Annotated in this window: 13 protein-coding genes and 1 tRNA gene; 8 read left to right on the top strand and 6 right to left on the bottom strand. The window is 54.9% G+C overall.

Annotation, left to right across the window (positions count from 1 at the left end):
• Positions 1–26: 26 nt before the first annotated feature.
• Positions 27–1,343 carry a shikimate transporter gene (gene shiA, locus ACTJI7_RS08695; RefSeq protein WP_063154990.1) on the bottom strand — a complete coding sequence of 439 codons (1,317 nt, stop codon included), beginning with the start codon at positions 1,341–1,343 and terminating at the stop codon, positions 27–29.
• Between the two features lie 255 nt (positions 1,344–1,598).
• Here shiA and pagP point away from each other — a divergent pair, with 255 nt between their 5' ends.
• The gene (gene pagP, locus ACTJI7_RS08690) at positions 1,599–2,174 is read left to right on the top strand and encodes a lipid IV(A) palmitoyltransferase PagP (protein WP_028013749.1); all 576 of its coding nucleotides are present in this window, start codon (positions 1,599–1,601) and stop codon (positions 2,172–2,174) included.
• Here pagP and ACTJI7_RS08685 read toward each other — a convergent pair.
• The 3 genes from ACTJI7_RS08685 to ACTJI7_RS08675 are packed head-to-tail and all read right to left on the bottom strand — an operon-like array spanning position 2,171 to position 7,280.
• The gene (locus ACTJI7_RS08685; protein ID WP_045629806.1) at positions 2,171–3,136 is read right to left on the bottom strand and encodes an acyltransferase; all 966 of its coding nucleotides are present in this window, start codon (positions 3,134–3,136) and stop codon (positions 2,171–2,173) included. The two genes, pagP and ACTJI7_RS08685, sit on opposite strands and share 4 nt — an antisense overlap.
• A complete protein-coding gene (locus ACTJI7_RS08680) occupies positions 3,133–6,195 on the bottom strand; it encodes an efflux RND transporter permease subunit (RefSeq protein ID WP_063154989.1) in 3,063 nt (1,020 codons plus the stop codon). The genes ACTJI7_RS08685 and ACTJI7_RS08680 overlap by 4 nt, the downstream gene beginning before the upstream one ends.
• A complete protein-coding gene (locus tag ACTJI7_RS08675) occupies positions 6,195–7,280 on the bottom strand; it encodes an efflux RND transporter periplasmic adaptor subunit (protein WP_045260384.1) in 1,086 nt (361 codons plus the stop codon). Before ACTJI7_RS08675 ends, ACTJI7_RS08680 begins: the two co-directional genes overlap by 1 nt.
• A gap of 395 nt (positions 7,281–7,675) precedes the next feature.
• Here ACTJI7_RS08675 and ACTJI7_RS08670 point away from each other — a divergent pair, with 395 nt between their 5' ends.
• From ACTJI7_RS08670 to ldtA, 3 genes are all read left to right on the top strand, one after another.
• On the top strand, positions 7,676–8,107 hold the full coding sequence (locus ACTJI7_RS08670; protein WP_063154988.1) for a universal stress protein: 432 nt from the start codon (positions 7,676–7,678) through the stop codon (positions 8,105–8,107).
• A gap of 47 nt (positions 8,108–8,154) precedes the next feature.
• Entirely contained in the window at positions 8,155–10,848 is a 2,694-nt protein-coding gene (locus ACTJI7_RS08665; protein ID WP_063154987.1) for a cation-transporting P-type ATPase, read from the top strand.
• Between the two features lie 61 nt (positions 10,849–10,909).
• Positions 10,910–11,806 carry a L,D-transpeptidase gene (gene ldtA, locus ACTJI7_RS08660; RefSeq protein WP_045260382.1) on the top strand — a complete coding sequence of 299 codons (897 nt, stop codon included), beginning with the start codon at positions 10,910–10,912 and terminating at the stop codon, positions 11,804–11,806.
• Between the two features lie 145 nt (positions 11,807–11,951).
• On the opposite strand, the gene ACTJI7_RS08655 is transcribed toward ldtA, so the two are convergent.
• A tRNA-Asn gene (locus tag ACTJI7_RS08655) sits at positions 11,952–12,027 on the bottom strand.
• 320 nt (positions 12,028–12,347) lie between these two features.
• Between ACTJI7_RS08655 and nac the strand changes: the two genes are divergently transcribed.
• The 3 genes from nac (at position 12,348) to ACTJI7_RS08640 (ending at position 15,760) form a co-directional block, all read left to right on the top strand.
• On the top strand, positions 12,348–13,265 hold the full coding sequence (nac, locus tag ACTJI7_RS08650; protein WP_028013742.1) for a nitrogen assimilation transcriptional regulator NAC: 918 nt from the start codon (positions 12,348–12,350) through the stop codon (positions 13,263–13,265).
• Positions 13,266–13,361: 96 nt separating this feature from the next.
• On the top strand, positions 13,362–14,312 hold the full coding sequence (gene cbl, locus ACTJI7_RS08645) for an HTH-type transcriptional regulator Cbl (protein ID WP_048998856.1): 951 nt from the start codon (positions 13,362–13,364) through the stop codon (positions 14,310–14,312).
• A 161-nt stretch (positions 14,313–14,473) separates the two neighbouring features.
• A complete protein-coding gene (locus ACTJI7_RS08640) occupies positions 14,474–15,760 on the top strand; it encodes a hypothetical protein (RefSeq protein ID WP_063154986.1) in 1,287 nt (428 codons plus the stop codon).
• A 160-nt stretch (positions 15,761–15,920) separates the two neighbouring features.
• Here ACTJI7_RS08640 and ACTJI7_RS08635 read toward each other — a convergent pair whose 3' ends face one another.
• Positions 15,921–16,841, bottom strand: coding sequence for a LysR family transcriptional regulator (locus ACTJI7_RS08635; RefSeq protein WP_192979478.1), 921 nt, complete (start codon positions 16,839–16,841; stop codon positions 15,921–15,923).
• Positions 16,842–16,982: 141 nt separating this feature from the next.
• Between ACTJI7_RS08635 and ACTJI7_RS08630 the strand changes: the two genes are divergently transcribed.
• A complete protein-coding gene (locus tag ACTJI7_RS08630) occupies positions 16,983–17,372 on the top strand; it encodes a RidA family protein (protein WP_192979477.1) in 390 nt (129 codons plus the stop codon).
• Positions 17,373–17,377 lie beyond the last annotated feature (5 nt).

Raw genomic sequence — 17,377 nt, 5'->3', positions numbered from 1 at the left:
CACACGCCTGTGAAACAAAAGGGAGATCAGCGGTGGCTCGTCTCTTTCATCAGAAGCGCCGTCGCTGCCGACAGCAGGCAGCCGGCCAGCAGATAAATCGCCACGCTGTGCCAGTTACCGCCGGAGAAGGTCACCAGCGCGGCGGCAATAAACGGCGTAAACCCGCCGCCGACCACGCTTGCCACCTGGTAGCCCACGCCCGCGCCGCTGTAGCGGTAGCTGGCGCCGAACAGTTCGGTAAACATCGGCTGCTGCACGCAGACCACCATATCGTGAGCGATGTTCGCGAGCATAATGGCGAAGAAGACAATCCAGAACACAGACTGCGCCTCCAGCGCCATAAAGAACGGCCAGGCGCTGAGGCTGCCAATCAGCGCGCCGGTGATGTAGACGCGGCGGCGGCCAAACCGGTCCGCCAGCCAGGCGAAGCAGGGGATGGTCAGGCAGCTGATCCCGCCGACCAGCAGGCCAATATTCAGGAACAGTTCGCGCGGCAGGCCGAGATTCTGCGTCGAGTAGTTCAGCGCAAAGGCGGTAACGATATACATCGTCAGCAGCTCGCACAGGCGCAGGGCGATGATTTTCAGAAAAGCGCCAGGGTGCCGAATCAGGGCTTCCATCACCGGCAGCCGCTTTTTGACGGACGGCTCCTCACGCTGCTGCTGTTCGAACTCTGCCGACTCATCCATCCCGTTGCGGATCCACAGGGCGGCAATGACCAGCACGATGCTGAAGATAAAAGGGATGCGCCAGCCCCAGCTCAGAAACTGCGCGTCGGTGGTGAGCTGGCTGATTAACGATACCAGCCCGGTGGAAAGCAACAGCCCGACGCCGTACCCGACCTGCACGCCGCTGCTGTAAAACGCTTTCTTGTTTTTTGGCGCGCTCTCAACGGATAACAGCGCCGCGCCGCCCCATTCGCCGCCCACGGCGAAGCCCTGAATGGCGCGTAATGTCACCAGCAACACCGGCGCCCACCAGCCGATGGCGGAAAACGACGGGAGAATGCCAATCAGCGCGGTGGCGATCCCCATCATCCAGACGGTAAGCATCAGCATGCGCTTGCGGCCAAGCCGGTCGCCGAAGTGGCCGAAAATCACCCCGCCCAGCGGGCGAAACAGAAAGCCGACGCCGAAGGTGGCAAACGCGGCGAGCGTGCCCATCGCAGGGCTGACCTGGGGAAAAAACTCGCGGTTAAACACCAGCGCGGCGGTAATGCCGTAAAGCAGAAAATCATACCAGTCGACGACGGCACCTGCGAAGCTGCCGAGTGCAGCGCGGCGGGCGCGATTGAGCGAAGGTGTCTCCTCGTTGGGACGATCGGAGATGAGGGTGGAGTCCATAGTTATCCTGTCCGTACTGTTTTTTATTATTGGTATAAGAAAAGGTCACTCACATAGCTGCCGTCATATAAACGGAACCTATGAGACTACCGCGACAAAACGCCTGAGAAAACGTTTTTATCTTTCCGGAAGGCGCTGAATAAATAAATTTCATTTTCCCCTGCCTCGAGATAAATCAGTCTGTTTGGCTCCGGTTCGTGCTGAATGGATTACAGTAATAGATACCGCTGCGTGACTAAAGCTGAGGGAAAAACGATGCAACGTAACTTTTCGGCATTCTGGATGGTCCTGTTTTTATTCGCCGCACCGCTTCATGCCGAGCCGAAAGTCTATGGCGAACAGCGTATTAGCGGCTGGTGGAATGCGCTGACGGATGATATCTCCCAGACCTGGGAAGAGCCGCAACGTTACGATCTGTACCTGCCGTTTCTGAGCTGGCACGCCCGCTTTATGTACGATAAAGAAAAAACCGACAATTACAACGAAATGCCGTGGGGCGGCGGCCTGGGCGTGTCCCGCTATAACGAAGAGGGCAACTGGAGCGCGCTTTTCGCAATGATGTTCAAGGACTCGCACAACGAATGGCAGCCCGCGATGGGCTATGGCTGGGAGAAGGGCTGGTATCTGGATAATGCCAAAGATTTCCGCCTTGGGCTCGGTGCCGCCGCGGGCATCACGGCGCGAGATGATTTTGCGAACTATGTGCCTCTGCCGTTCATCTTCCCGCTGTTTTCTGCCGGCTATAAGCGCGTTACCGTCCAGTTCACCTATATTCCCGGAACGTATAACAACGGCAACGTGCTCTTTGCCTGGCTGCGCTTAGGCTTTTAAAGGGTGATCACCTTTTTTGCCACGGCGTTAGACAATACCAGCATGGAGAAGAGAACAGAGGTGACGAACGTAAGCACAATCAGCGCCAGCTTCATGCCGAGAGAGGTCACCGGTATCAGCGCCGTCAGCAGATGAAACACCGAGTAGTGCACAATATATACGCCGGTCATCGTTTTGCTGATGGCGGCCAGAATGGACTCCTTTAATTCAGCATTGCGGCGAAAGCGAACGCCGTTCGCCGCAATCACCAGGGCAATAATCAGGATGTAGATCTGCGAGCCGGTGAGAATAAAGGCGTTTCTGTCGGCCTTAAACAGGGCAAAAAAGAAGTGGCGCTCGTAAAACCAGGTGAAGAGATAGATAAACGGGATGGCGACAACCGCCGCCCGAACCACGTTTTTGCGGCTTATCCACTCGGCGACTTTTGGGTCGCAGAAGAGCTGCCCGGTCAGATAAAACAGCAGCCATGTCCACAGCCGATACTGCGGCGAAAGCGAAAGGACGTGTGTTTCAGGATAAAGCGCCGATAACAGATCGTATCCGTAGGAAAAGCACAGCAGAGCAGCAATCGCGCCGCAGAACAGCGATCTCCGCTGGCTAAGCCACTCCACCGCCGGGTGGAAGGTGTAAATCACGACAAATGCGAACACGAACCAGGGCTGAATTAAATACCCGCGCTGATAAGGCTCCCAGAGGTAGTAGATCGTTATCCAGAACAGAAAAACAATCACCAGACTTTTTATTTTACCCAGCTGCCAGCGTGTGCCGTGCCGTGATTGCCCGTCGAGATAGCCCGACACCACAAAAAACAGCGGCGTGGCGATGGTCGAGATAAAGGTTAAAAAGCCCAGGATCCAGTGATAGTCATAGTCATAATGATCCCAGGTATTGTAGATGGTGAAGAAGGTGACCGCCGTCATACAGCCCAGCGTCTTGATAATGTTCAGCCCTGTCGCATTCATTGTTGTTTGGCTTCGTCCTTACGATGGAAACACGCATAGATCACGGGGAGTACCAGTAGCGTCAGGATTGTAGCAAACCCCAGTCCAAACATAATCACAACGGCCATGCTCTGGAAGAAAACATCCAGCAGCAGCGGTGCCAGGCCAAGTACGGTCGTGAACGCGGTGAGCAGGATAGGGCGCAGGCGCGAGGTGGCGGCATAAACGATCGCGCTGTGCTGATCCTTGTGCGTTTTCTGCTGTTCAATCTCTTCCACCAGCACGATGCCGTTGCGGATGAGCATTCCGCTCAGGCTCAGCAGACCAATCAGCGCCATAAAGCCAAAGGGAATGCCGGTAATTAAAAATCCTGGCGTGACGCCAATCAACGCCAGCGGTACGGTCAGCCAGATCGCGACGGCATTTTTTACCGAGCTGAACATCAGCACCGTAATAACAAACATCACCAGATACCCGAGAGGTAGCGTAGTGAACAGCCCTTGCTGCGCTTCGCTGGAGTTTTCCGCGTCGCCCCCCCACTCGATGCTGTAGCCGTGTGGCAGGGGAAGGGCATCCACCTGCGGCTTCACGCGGGCGAGAATATCACCGGAGGTTTGCTGGCTCAGCGGATCCGGATCCGTCTGAACCGTCAGTACCCGCGAGCGGTCGCGTCGAAGGATGAGCGGATCTTCCCACTCCAGCGTGAAGCTGCTAACGACGTTACTCAGCGGGATATACTGCTGCCGCGCCTGGCTCCACACCAGCACGTTGTTCAGGTGGCTGGCGTCCAGCCTTTCGCTTTCCGGAGGCCTCACCACCACAGGCAGCAGGTCACTGCCTTCCCGATACAACCCCGCCCGGCTGCCGGAGAAATTCATCTCCAGCGCGTTGTCGACGTCCTGCTTATCCACGCCAAGCTCGCGTCCCAGCGCGGCGACGTACTGCGGACGGATCACTTTGCTGCGGTTTTGCCAGTCGTTTCGGACGCTCCCCGTGGCCGGGTCGCGCGCCAGGATATCGTCCACCTGGCTGGCAATCAGACGCAGCCTGTCAGGATCCGGGCCTTTAATGCGCACTTCAATGGCGCTGTCGCCGGAGGGCCCAAACATCACCCGTTTCGTGCTGGCGTTGACCTGCGGGTAGTTACGCGCGATGTACTCATCCACGTAGCGCGTCAGCGCGGAGATGCTGCGCTGGTCATCCATACGCACCATGATCTGCGCGTAGTTGCTGTACTGCCGCTGTCCGCTGTAGGTCAGAATAAAGCGCATGCTCCCCTGACCGATGGTCGAGACGGTGGTTTCCACGCCGGGCCGTCCCTTGATGGTTTTCTCAATATCGCCAGTCATTTTCTCGGTCCATTTGATATCGGTCCCGTAGGGTAACCAGAGGTCGACAAAGAAAATCGGGGTATTGGACGACGGGAAAAAGTTTTGCCGCACCGCGCCAAACCCCCAGACAGACGCGGTCAGCAGGGCGGCCATCACTACCAGCGTAGGCGCTTTATGGTGCAGCAGTGCGTTCAGCAGGTGCTGGTAGAGGCGGTAGAGACGTTTGTCGTAAGGATCTGACTCATCAGTGGCGTCCGGCGCGCTGTCGTTTTTAAACAACCACCACTTAATCAGCACCGGGGTGAGGGTGAGCGCCGAGAACCAGCTCAGCATCAGGGAAATCAGCAGCACCTGGAACAGAGATTTACAGTATTCCCCGGTGGAATCCTGCGATAGCCCGATAGGGGCAAACGCAAGGATGGCGATCACCGTCGCCCCCAGCAGCGGCAGGGCGGAGCGGCGGATGATGTTGTTAACGGCGGTTAACAGCGGGGAGCCCTGCTGCCGGGCAATCAACACCCCTTCGACAATCACGATGGCGTTATCCACCAGCATGCTGAGGGCGATAATCAGCGCCCCGAGCGAGATGCGCTGTAGCTCAATGCCACACAGATACATAATCAGCAGCGTGCCCAGCACGTTAAGGGCGAGAGAAACCGCGATGATGATCCCGCTGCGTACGCCCATAAAGATCAGCAGCACGCCGATGACAATCGCCAGCGCCATCAGGAAGTTAATAATAAAACCGTTAACAGAATGGCCCACTTCGGCTGCCTGATCGTAAAACAGATCTATCTGTATGCCTGCCGGTTTTTCCGCCGACATCTGGTTTAGCTTCGCCTCCAGCGCGTGGCCCACGTCGATCACGTTCACGCCGGGAATAAACGAGACGCCCATGGTGACGGCTTTTTTGCCGTTGGCATGGTAGATACTGGCGGGCGATTCGTTCAGCCCGCGCGACAGCGTGGCGATATCCCGCAGGCGCGTCGCCGCCCCGGTGCCGGAAGGCGTGATGATGAGATCCGCCAGTTCATCGAGATTCTCGAACTCACCAGTGGGGTGCAGACGAATGGATTCGCTGCCCGAGGTGATTTCTCCGGCGCTGGAAACGACGTTGAGCCTGCTGAGCAGGGCGGAAAGCTGGTTCAGCGTAATGCCGCGCGCGGCCATTTTGGTCAGGGAAATATCGATGTTGACCTGTTGGCTAATGGCCCCGCCGATGGCGACCTTCGCGACGCCGGGAACCAGAATCAACGCGCGGCGCAGCTGCTCTGCATATCTCACCAGTTCAGGATTACTGAATTCATCCCCGGAAATGGCGAAGAAGAAGCCGAACACGTCGCCGAAATCGTCATTCACAAAGGGCGTGACGACGCCGGGCGGGAACTGACGCGAGGCATCGCCCACGCGGCGGCGCAGCTCATCCCAAATCTGCGGCAGTTCGTTCGAGTGATAGCGTGAAGCGATATTGACGGTGATTTGCGACAGCCCGTTTGAAGAGATGGAGCTTACGTTGTCCAGATAAGGCAGCTGCTGAAGGGCATTCTCCAGCGGCAGCGTCACCTCTTCTTCAACCTGCTGAGCGGATGCGCCGGGGTAGTGGGTGACCACCACTGCGGTTTTGATGGTAAAGGCGGGATCTTCCAGCCTGCCGATATTCAACAGGGCGAAAATCCCCCCAATGCCCAGCAGCAGAATCGTTAGCCAGACGCGAACCGGGTTATTAATAAATTGACGAGTGATATCCATTACAGTCCCCGCTCACGCGTCCAGATACGCACCGGCTGGTTAGCATGGAGCTCTCCCACGCCTGCGGCCACCACGCGCTCGCCCGCCTTAAGCCCGCTGGTGATCGTCACGCCTTCGGTTATCACTTGCCCCACGCTGACCTTGCGGTCTTCAAGATGGAGCGTGTCGCCTTCTCCCGCCACAACCCAGACGTGCGGCTCATTGCGTGGGCTGTTGTCCGGGTTAAAGACGGCCTCAACCGGTACAACCAGCGCCTGAGCGCCCGCGCCAGCCGGGAGGTTGGTTAAATTGATGGTAACCGTACCGCTTACGCCACCGACGGCGGGAAAATCATCTGGTCGCGGCATGGTCAGTATCACCTGCCAGGTCAGGGTATTACTGTCGCTGCTGCCCGAGTGCTCTTTGTAGACGGCGGTAAATTCCCGATCCGGAATGGCGTTAATTCTCACGACCGGACGATACTGCGCGTTGCGGATATCAAAGGTCTTAAACAGGTTTTCAGGGATGCTGAACACCACGTCAAGCAGATCGGTGCGGGTTAACGTCGCGATGGGCTGACCGGCAGACACCACCTGATGGTTTCGGACATGTACGCTGGCCGCCGTCCCGCTGAAGGGGGCGACGAGCGTCATCTGATTCAACTCTTCTCGGGCAATCTGCAGCGCCGCATTCGCCGAATCGCGGTTCGCACGCTGCACGTCCATTTCGGCTTTCGAAATCGCCTGGCGGCCCGCCAGCGTCTGGAAGCGATCGAACTGCCTCTGGGCCAGCGTCGCCGCCGTCTGCCTGTCGTTAACCCGCTGCTGGGCTTCACGGGCGTTCAATCTTGCAAGCTGTTGGCCCTGCTTGATGGCTGCGCCCTGACGCACATCGAGCGCTTCAATTTGACCCGCGCGCTTGAAGGAAAGGTCTGTGGCATCGCCCGATTCAATGCGGGCGGGAAAAACGCGCTGCTGGGCATGACCGGGAACCGTCACCTCCGCCACTTTAACCATTCTGGGCAGGGGGGAGGCTTGTTCAGGTTTAGGATCGCACGCCGTGAGCGTTAACAAAACGAACGGTAAAAGAGAGAGGTAGCGGTTCACTGTATTCCCCTAATAAATAACTGTTTTATTTATTCCATAACCTGGACAGGGGTGACACTATTCTGCCAGAACAGTGACGACCATATAGGTAAATAAACCAATCGCCGTGCTGGCGATAATGGCAAGCGCAATAAACATACCCAGTCGGATCAGGCTTATGCCATACATACATTCCTCCATGAGCCGGAAGCGGTAACTCACTATGAGCATAGTCGGCGAAAAGATAAATGTTAAATAACCATTAGCAGTGGGGACGCGCTAAACCTGAAATTCCTGTGCTACGTTTAATATTATTCATCTCTTTTACCGTAACTGGCATTAAGGGCAACCCCCTGCATTTAATGCGTTTTTTTGCTTCATTCACTCTCATGTTGGTTATAAAAAGGATGCTCGATATGTATAAAAATATTCTCGTTCCGGTGGATGTCTATGAGACAAGCCTGGCGGATAAAGCGTTGCAGCATGCACATTTTCTGGCGCAAAGCGCATTGGGTGACATTCATTTGCTGCACGTCATGCCAAAATTTTCAGCCGAGCTGACGCGCGGTTTTATTTCAGATGCGCGAAAGATGGATGAATATATGATTAATAATTCAAAAGAAAAACTGTCTGACCTGGTCAAAAAATTGAATTTGCCAGAAGAGCGCGTTCACCTCCATGTTCGCAGCGGAAATGTTCGTGATGAGGTTATTAAGCTGGCGGATGAACTTGCTGCTGGCGCGATTATCGTCGGCTCCCGCAATCCAAATATTCAAACCCATTTGTTAGGATCGGAGGCGGCAAGTATTGTCCGTTACGCCCATGTTCCTGTTTTCGTTATTCGTTAATTTCATGAAAGCAAGGTGATTTCTGAATAGAACCTGAGGAAGTAACAATGAAAACAGGAAAACCTGAACGTCCGTATTATCAACAAACCGTTGATGAAACCCTGTCGAATATCCACTCCACTCTGGAAGGACTTAGCGGCACTGAGGCATCAGCCCGACTTCAGCAGCATGGTGAGAATGCGTTACCTCAAAAAAAGGGCAAACCCGCCTGGCTGCGCTTCCTGGCGCATTTTAACGATGTACTGATTTACGTTCTGCTGGTGGCCGCGTTGCTTAAGCTCTTTATGGGCCACTGGGTAGACATGTTTGTGATCCTCGGGGTTGCCATCATTAACGCGCTGATCGGCCATATCCAGGAGAGCAATGCTGAGAAATCGTTGCAGAGTATTCGCAATATGCTCTCCAGCGAAGCCGTGGTGGTACGACAGGGGAATCATGAAACGATCCCCACTACGGCGCTGGTCCCGGGCGATATCGTGGTGATCCGCGCCGGGGATCGTATCCCTGCGGACCTGCGCGTGATTGAGGCGCATAACCTTCGCGTGGAGGAGGCCATCCTGACTGGCGAATCCACCGTTGTTGAGAAAAACAGCGATGCGTTAAGCGGGGAACTGCCCTTAGGCGATCGCTATAATCTGCTCTACTCAGGCACCACCGTCAGCTCCGGCGGCGGTAAAGGCGTGGTGGTGGCAACCGGGGGCGAGACCGAGCTTGGCCACATCAATCAGATGATGTCCGACATTGAAAAGCACCGCACGCCGCTGATGGTGCAGATGGACAAGCTCGGTAAGACCATCTTCATCACTATCCTTGTGATGATGGTAGCGCTGTTCGTCTTTAGCCTCCTGTTCCGGGATATGCCGGTTTCTGAACTGGTGCTGTCGCTTATCAGCCTCGCCGTTGCCGCCGTGCCGGAAGGCCTGCCGGCCATCATTTCCATCATCCTTTCGCTTGGCGTACAGGCCATGGCGCGTCGCAAGGCCATTATTCGCAAGTTGCCCACGGTGGAAACCCTGGGCGCAATGACGGTCATCTGCTCGGATAAAACCGGCACCCTGACGATGAATGAAATGACGGTCAAAGCGGTGATTACCGCTGACACGACCTATCGCGTGGAGGGCGACAGCTACGAACCGGTGGGGAATATTCACACCGTAGATGACCCGACGCCCGTCAGCGTGACGCAGGGTTCCCTGCTGGAACGCTACCTGCGCACCATTGACCTCTGCAATGACAGCCAGCTGATCAAAGACGAGCAGGGGCTGTGGAAAATCACCGGAGGACCAACCGAGGGCGCCCTGAAGGTGCTGGCGGCGAAAATCCCGCTCCCACCGCTTGATACAGAAATGCGCAGTAAAATCCCGTTTGATTCGCAGTATAAATACATGTCCACGCTCTACCGACTGGGTGAAGAAGAGGCGATTTTAATCACCGGCGCGCCGGACGTCCTGTTCCGGCTCTGCCAGTACCAGCAGACGAATGACGGACTGCAGCCGTTCGATCAACCTTACTGGGAAGGGAAGATTGAAGAGTATGCCCGGGAAGGGCTGCGCATGGTGGCGGCGGCCTGGAAACCTGCCCGCGAAGGACAGCGCGATCTGGATCACCCGGACCTCCATGATGGCGTGATCCTGCTGGGTATTGCAGGAATGATGGATCCGCCGCGTCCGGAGGCCATTACCGCGATTGCCGACTGTCTGCAGGCCGGGATTCGCGTGAAAATGATCACCGGCGACCACCCGCAAACGGCCATGAGCATCGGGCAAATGCTGGGGATTGGTAACGCCGCAAGCGCGATCACCGGACGCGAGCTGGAGGCGATGGATGACCGTCAGCTGAGCGACGCCGCGCAGCAGTACGATATTTTCGCCCGAACCAGCCCGGAGGATAAATTCCGCCTCGTGCAGGCCCTGCAAAGTAAACAGGAAGTGGTGGGCATGACCGGGGATGGCGTAAACGATGCCCCGGCGCTCAAGCGGGCGGATGTGGGTATCGCCATGGGGATTAAGGGGACTGAGGTCACCAAGGAAGCCGCCGACATGGTGTTAACGGATGACAACTTTGCCACCATTGCCAGTGCGGTCCACGAGGGACGGCGGGTTTACGATAACCTGAAAAAAACGATTCTGTTCGTTATCCCGAGCAACATCGCGCAGGCCCTGTTGATCATCATCGCGCTGCTGGCGGGGAACCTGATTCCGCTGACGCCGGTCCTGATCCTGTGGATGAACATGGCGACATCAGCAACCCTGTCGTTTGGCCTGGCGTTTGAAGCGGGTGAGAAGGACATCATGAATCGGCCACCGCGCAAGGCGAATCTGCATGTGATGGACGGCTACGCTATCTGGCGCGTGGTGTTTGTCGGTCTGATGATTGCCATTAGCGCCTTCGTGCTGGAAGCCTGGCTACAGCCGCGCGGCTACTCGGCGGAATTCATTCGCACCGTGCTGCTGCAAACCCTGGTGACCGCGCAGTGGTTCTACATGCTCAACTGTCGCGTTAATGACGGCTTCTCGCTGAGCAAAGGTCTGCTGGCGAATAAAGGGATTTGGATCGTGAGCGGCGTACTGCTGGCGCTACAGCTTCTTATCATTTACGCCCCGTTCATGCAGATGCTGTTTGGCACCGAAGCGCTGCCGTTCCGCTACTGGGTCATTACCTTCCTGATTGGTTTTGTGATGTTCCTTATTGTCGAGGCGGAAAAAGTGCTGACGCGCAGATGGCGTAAAATCGAAGCGTAATAGCGTAAACTGAGAAAGCCTGCCTGAGTCCAGGCTTTCTCTTTTGTGAGCACAGGAAATTATGATGCGACTTACCTGGTTCGTCCTTACGCTGTGTGCCGCTGTTCCCAGTGCGTTTGCCGTAACCTATACCCTACCGCCGGAAGGCAGTCGGCTGGTGGGAACCCCGATTACCATCACCGTTCCCGAGCGCAATACGTTACCGCTTGAGGCCTTTGCTGCACAGCACGGGCTGGGGCTCAGCAATATGCTGGAAGCGAACCCGGGCGTGGATCCGTTTTTGCCCAAATCCGGCACCCGGCTGGTCATTCCTCAGCAGCTGATTTTACCCGACACCGTGCGCGAGGGGATTGTCGTTAACGTGGCGGAAATGCGTCTTTACTATTACCCGCCGGGCAGCAATACCGTTGAAGTACTGCCCATCGGCATCGGTCAGGCCGGTCGCGAAACCCCGCGTAACTGGGTCACGGCGGTTGAGCGCAAGCAGGAGGGCCCCACCTGGTCACCTACGCCGAACACGCGTCGTGCCTATGCGGCAGAGGGGAAAACGCTGCCCGCCTTCGTGCCCGCCGGGCCGGATAACCCGATGGGGCTGTATGCGATATATATCGGCAGGCTATATGCCATACACGGCACAAACTCCAATTTCGGCATTGGGCTACGGGTGAGCCAGGGCTGTATTCGTCTGCGTAACAACGACATTAAATATCTTTTCGATAATGTCCCCGTGGGCACCCGCGTGCAGCTTATCGATCGGCCCGTTAAGGTGACCACGGAGCCGGACGGCAGCCGCTGGGTGGAGGTTCACGAACCGCTGTCGCGTAATCGGGCGGAATTTGAATCGAGCCGGAAAGTGCCTCTGCCCATCTCCGCCGCACAGCAGACACAGTTGATAAACGAGGGGGCGGGCGCTGAACTGGAACGGCGGTCGGGGATGCCGGTTAAAATCGGCATGTGAAGGCATAGTGCGGGCTGGTGCCCTCACCCCAACCCTCTCCCACGGGAGAGGGGGAACACACTAAAAACGGCAACCCAGTTGCCGTTTTGCATTTACCTTGCGCAGAAAAGCAAAAAGCCTGCTTTAAAAGCAGGCTTTTCAAATTTGGCTCCTCTGACTGGACTCGAACCAGTGACATACGGATTAACAGTCCGCCGTTCTACCGACTGAACTACAGAGGAATCGTGTGAACGGGGCGCATATTATCGACCTGCGTTCGCCTTGTCAAAGGGTGGATCAACGCCTTTTGATCGTTTGCTGACAAAATCGACAAAATGATGTTTTTGACAGCGGAATGCACCGTAATGGTGCGGATATACCTCTAATGGGGCAGATCGTAAACTGCTGTTTCAGTAATAAATCACCCCTCCATAATTAGGTTTCCTTATTTTCAGGCGGTTAGCGAACAATTCAGACCGCACGGTAAAAGTGGCATTCATATTGCAAAACCTGTTCAACAACGACAGCCGGTTCCGGCAATGCATTTCGAACAGGGGGCAAAATGAACTTAAGACGACTGAAATACTTCGTAAAAATCGTCGATATCGGCAGCCTGACTCAAGCGGCAGAAGTGCTGCACATCGCGCAGCCTGCGCTGAGCCAGCAGGTGGCTACTCTGGAAGGCGAGATGGATCAGCAGTTACTGATCCGCACCAAACGCGGCGTCACGCCAACGGAAGCAGGCAAGATCCTGTATACCCATGCCCGCACTATCCTGCGTCAGTGTGAACAGGCGCAGCTGGCGGTGAACAACGTGGGCCAGACCCTGAGCGGGCACGTTTCTATCGGGCTGGCGCCGGGAACGGCGGCGTCCTCTATCACCATGCCGCTTCTGCAGGCCGTGCGCGCTGAGCTTCCGGAAGTGCTGGTCTATCTGCATGAAAACAGTGGTTCTGTACTGAATGACAAGCTGCTCAACGGCCAGCTGGACATGGCGGTCCTTTACGATCGCTCCCCGGTTGCCGGGATCACCAGCCAGCCGCTGCTCAAGGAAGATCTCTACCTCGTGGGCACCCGCGACTGTCCGGGCCAGAGCGTAGATCTTACCGCCGTGGCAGAGATGAACCTCTATCTGCCGCGCGACTACAGCGCCGTGCGCGTGCGTGTGGACGAAGCGTTCTCCCTGCGCCGCCTGACGGCCAAAATCATCGGCGAAATCGACTCAATCTCCACGCTTACCGCGGCCATTGCCAGCGGAATGGGTGTCACCGTACTGCCGGAATCCGCCGCGCGCTCGCTGTGCGGTGCGGCAAACGGCTGGATGGCGCGGATCACCACGCCTTCGATGAGCCTGCCGCTGTCGCTGAACATGTCCGCTCGCGGCTCGCTTTCGCCTCAGGCGCAGGCGGTAAAAGAGATTTTGATGTCGCTGGTCAGCAAGCCATCGCTTGAGAACCGTGAACTCCAGCTCGTGAGCTGATATTCCATAAAAGCATAAGATGCTGGTTTTTATTATTTGTTCTGCAGCTCGGCTGACTCTAACAATAGAGCTATGTCAGATGCGCCGGAGTGAATCGTGAATTTCCAGCAACTTAAAATTATCCGTGAGGCGGCCAGGCGGGACTACAACCTGACCGAGGTCGCCAATATGCTTTATACCTCTCAGTCCGGCGTCAGCCGCCATATCCGCGAGCTGGAAGAGGAGCTGGGCATAGAGATCTTTATCCGCCGCGGCAAGCGGCTGCTCGGCATGACGGAGCCGGGTAAAGCATTGCTCACCATCGCTGAGCGGATCCTCAACGAAGCCAGCAACGTGCGCCGTCTGGCGGATCTCTTCACCAACGATGCCTCGGGCGTGCTCACCATCGCCACCACCCACACCCAGGCGCGCTACAGCCTGCCGCCGGTGATTAAAGCCTTCCGCGAACTTTTCCCTGACGTCCGTCTGGAGCTTATCCAGGGCACGCCGCAGGAAATTGAAGTGCTGCTGCAAAACGGTGGGGCAGATATCGGCATTGCCAGCGAGCGGTTGAGCAACGACCCGCTACTGGTGGCCTTCCCCTGGTTCCGCTGGTACCACAGCCTGTTGCTCCCGCTCGATCATCCGTTGAATCAGGTTTCACCGCTGACGCTGGAAGCGATCGCGAAATGGCCGCTGATTACGTATCGCCAGGGCATAACCGGACGCTCGCGCATAGACGAGGCCTTCAACCGTAAAGGATTAACGCCGGACATCGTGCTGAGCGCGCAGGACTCTGACGTGATCAAAACCTACGTCGAGCTGGGTCTGGGCATTGGCCTGGTGGCGGAACAGTCCAGCGGAGAACGCGAAGACGGGAACCTGGTGCGCCTGGATACGCGGCATCTGTTTGACGCCAATACAGTGTGGCTGGGCCTGAAGCGCGGGCAGCTGCAGCGCAACTATGTGTGGCGCTTTATCGAGCTGTGCAATGCCGGGCTGTCGGTGGATGAGATCAAACGCCAGGTAATGGAGCCGGAAGAAGTGGCGATTGATTATCAGATTTAATAATCCAATTTAGACAAGCAGTCTGTTATCGTTTATGCCCGGTGCGTTAGTATCGCGGCATAAATTTTATGAAGTATGCATGCAGGAATAAATACTGAATATTGATAGCAAAAGCTTAGGCGTGTTAAAAATGGAGGCTAGGTCGATGCCGGGAGGGCACAATGGCAAATGTTATTCATGATTTTATTTATGATATCTGCCACTCAGGAAATCTTGAGGCAGCTGTTCAACAATATGCACTCTATTACCACTATCTTGACGATTATACCTTCATTTTTGCAGCGGAGAAAGGTGCGACTCCGGGCTTATCGGTTAACAGGAACTTCAGCAGTGGTTCTGCCGTGCGTAGCTTATTCAAAACGCCGCATGTGTTTATTCTTACACCAGACATATTCAGAGAAATGTTTATCTCTGGTAACCGCGTTACATTTCCCATCGACTATTCTATCTCGCTCGATACGCAGGTATTAAGTTATCTTAAGCCTTTCTTTGAAGGGCAAAGATCGCGACTTCCTGATGATTTTGAAGAAATTTTTGACTTCATCGCCAGAGAGGAAGTCAATGTTGATCCTTTGCTGTATGAACTCGAAAATCTTTGTAATTTTAGCGATCTCAATAAACAGGAAAAAATCTTCGAACGCATTCGAGCTTATGAGATGTTACGCAACCTGGATGTTGCGGCTTGGCAGCAGCATAGGCAGTTAAAATTTAATGTGTCTGAACAGGAAATTATAGTTAAAACGCAGCAATATATGGCACGTAAAAATTATGAGTTTATAAATAAGTCGCTAATGGAAGAGCTGGCTCGTGACTATAATCGCTTATATGTATATGTGTTAAAAATGTGCGCGATTCACCTGCGGAACCCAAAAACAAGTGCTAAGCAGGTGCAGGAAAAATTACTCGAACTGCTAGAATTTACTCACAATGAAGCCCATTTCTTTGGCATTAGAGAGATTTTGCTCGCTAAGCGTTTTTTTGAAAATGGTTCTAAGGAAGCCTTTTTTCACAAAGTGAACCGTAATACGGCGGGATTTTGGGAGTACGTTAGAGGTATGGCCTGGGATCTTCGCCATCAGCGCTTTCTCGAATTTGTTATTACCTTAAATATTGATAAAAACGCGGCATTCTTTTTTCCCGCAATCTTAACCTGTGATAAAAAATTCATTGAAGTTCTGGATGCTCATAGCGTCAAAGTCATCGTTTTTAATAACAAAACTAAAGAAATTCTTCCATTTTATGATATTGATTTTATTGAAGAGATAGCGTCATGCGGTGAGCGAGTCAAAGAACGATTAACTTTGCTCTCTACCGAAGAATACCAGTTACAACGTCGCCAGTATCAGGAAGGGCCAGACTATCTTCAATCGTTGGTTAAAACACTCGAAGCCGAACTTGAGGGCATTTGCGGTATTGCCTGTGAAAAGAATCCGCTTGGTAACTATTAGTGGATCACAGATGCAAAAAGCCGGCTTCAAAAGAAGGCTTTTCAAAAATGGCTCCTCTGAATGGGTTCGACTTTGCCAGTAACAGACAAATAAATATTTCCCTTTCTGTCAAAACCGCCTGAATGACCACCAATCGGCGGTGATGAGCGAATAGATATAGTCACTTAATGGTAGAAGTAGGGACATGCTGCTGCATCAACTCAACGATCCAGTCAATAAAAACGCGCAGTTTAGCGTTGACGTGGCGGTTAGGCGGGAATGCCAGGTACAGGGGCATTGGAGCGATACGCCAGCGTTCAAATAGCGGAATCAAGGCACCGCGAGCCTGATGTGCTGCCGCCATATAGACCGGCAGCGCAATCACGCCCAATCCCGCTAGCCCAGCTTCGAGGTAAGCATTGCCATCATCCACTGCAAGCACATAGCTGCCCGTAATTTCAATACGTTCACTCTCACCATGCAGCACCAGAGGATCAATCTTACCGGTGCGTGAGGACAAGAATCCCACGATGCGATGGTCCGTGTTTTCCAGCTCTCGCGGATGCGCGGGGGCGCCGAGGCGTTCCACATAACTCGGTGCGACGTAAACACCGATTTGCAAATCGCCAACATGGCGCGCGATCAGTGACTGGTCATTGATTTCGCCACCCCGCAGGACGCAATCCACGTTGTCGCCGATCAGATTCACCACCCGGTCACTTACGCCCATGTCGAATTGGATATCAGGGTAGCGCGCGTGAAAAGCCGGTAGCGCGGGCACCAGCACAAGGCGGGCGAGAGGAGTGGGCACATCCACCCTTAGGCGTCCCCTGGGCGTCATCGCCGCACTGGACAGGCTGTTTTCAGCATCCTCCATGTCCGCCAGCAGGCGGATAACGCGCTCGTAGTAGACCGCGCCATCGGGAGTGACGCCGAGCCTGCGGGTGGTGCGATGGAGCAGCTTGACGCGCAGGCGCGCTTCCAACTGCTGAATAAGCTGCGTCACCGTGGTTTTGCTCATATGGAGCGTTTGGGCAGCCTTTGTGAAGCTGCCTGCCTCCACCACGCGAGCAAAGGCGCGCATCGCATCGAAACGATCCATCCCATGTCCTCTCTTTTCACCGATTGTTTGGATACTACAAACAATGATGGACAAAGTCGCTTGTTTATCCGCCCGATCTGGCGCCTGTAAAGTGTCTGTATGTTCAACGGGCAGAGTTCGCCCCATTACAAAGGTACACATATGACAATACGCGAAGCCGTTTTTCCCTTCGGGCGCCGGGCGCTCTATGAGCGCAATCGCTATTCACCCGCCATCAAATCTGATGGCTTCTTGTTTGTTTCGGGGCAGGTGGGTAGCCGGGAAGATGGTTCGCCTGAAGAGGATATAAAAGCGCAGATCCGTCTGGCGTTTGATAACCTTAATGCTGTTCTCACGGCTGCGGACTGCACGTTCGATGACGTGGTTGACGTTACCCTTTTTGTTGTCGATCCCGAGTCAAACCTCGACGCTATCTGGAGTGTCCTGCCAGAATACTGGGGGGAAGCACCTTACCCAACCTTGACCGGGATCGGCGTGACGTGGCTGTACGGATTCCAGTTTGAGATAAAGGTGATTGCCAGGCTACCCTGAGCGTT

Source organism: Enterobacter sp. 22499, from assembly GCF_052044815.1.
Taxonomy (GTDB): domain Bacteria; phylum Pseudomonadota; class Gammaproteobacteria; order Enterobacterales; family Enterobacteriaceae; genus Enterobacter; species Enterobacter bugandensis.
This window is presented reverse-complemented; position numbering and strand designations above follow the sequence as displayed.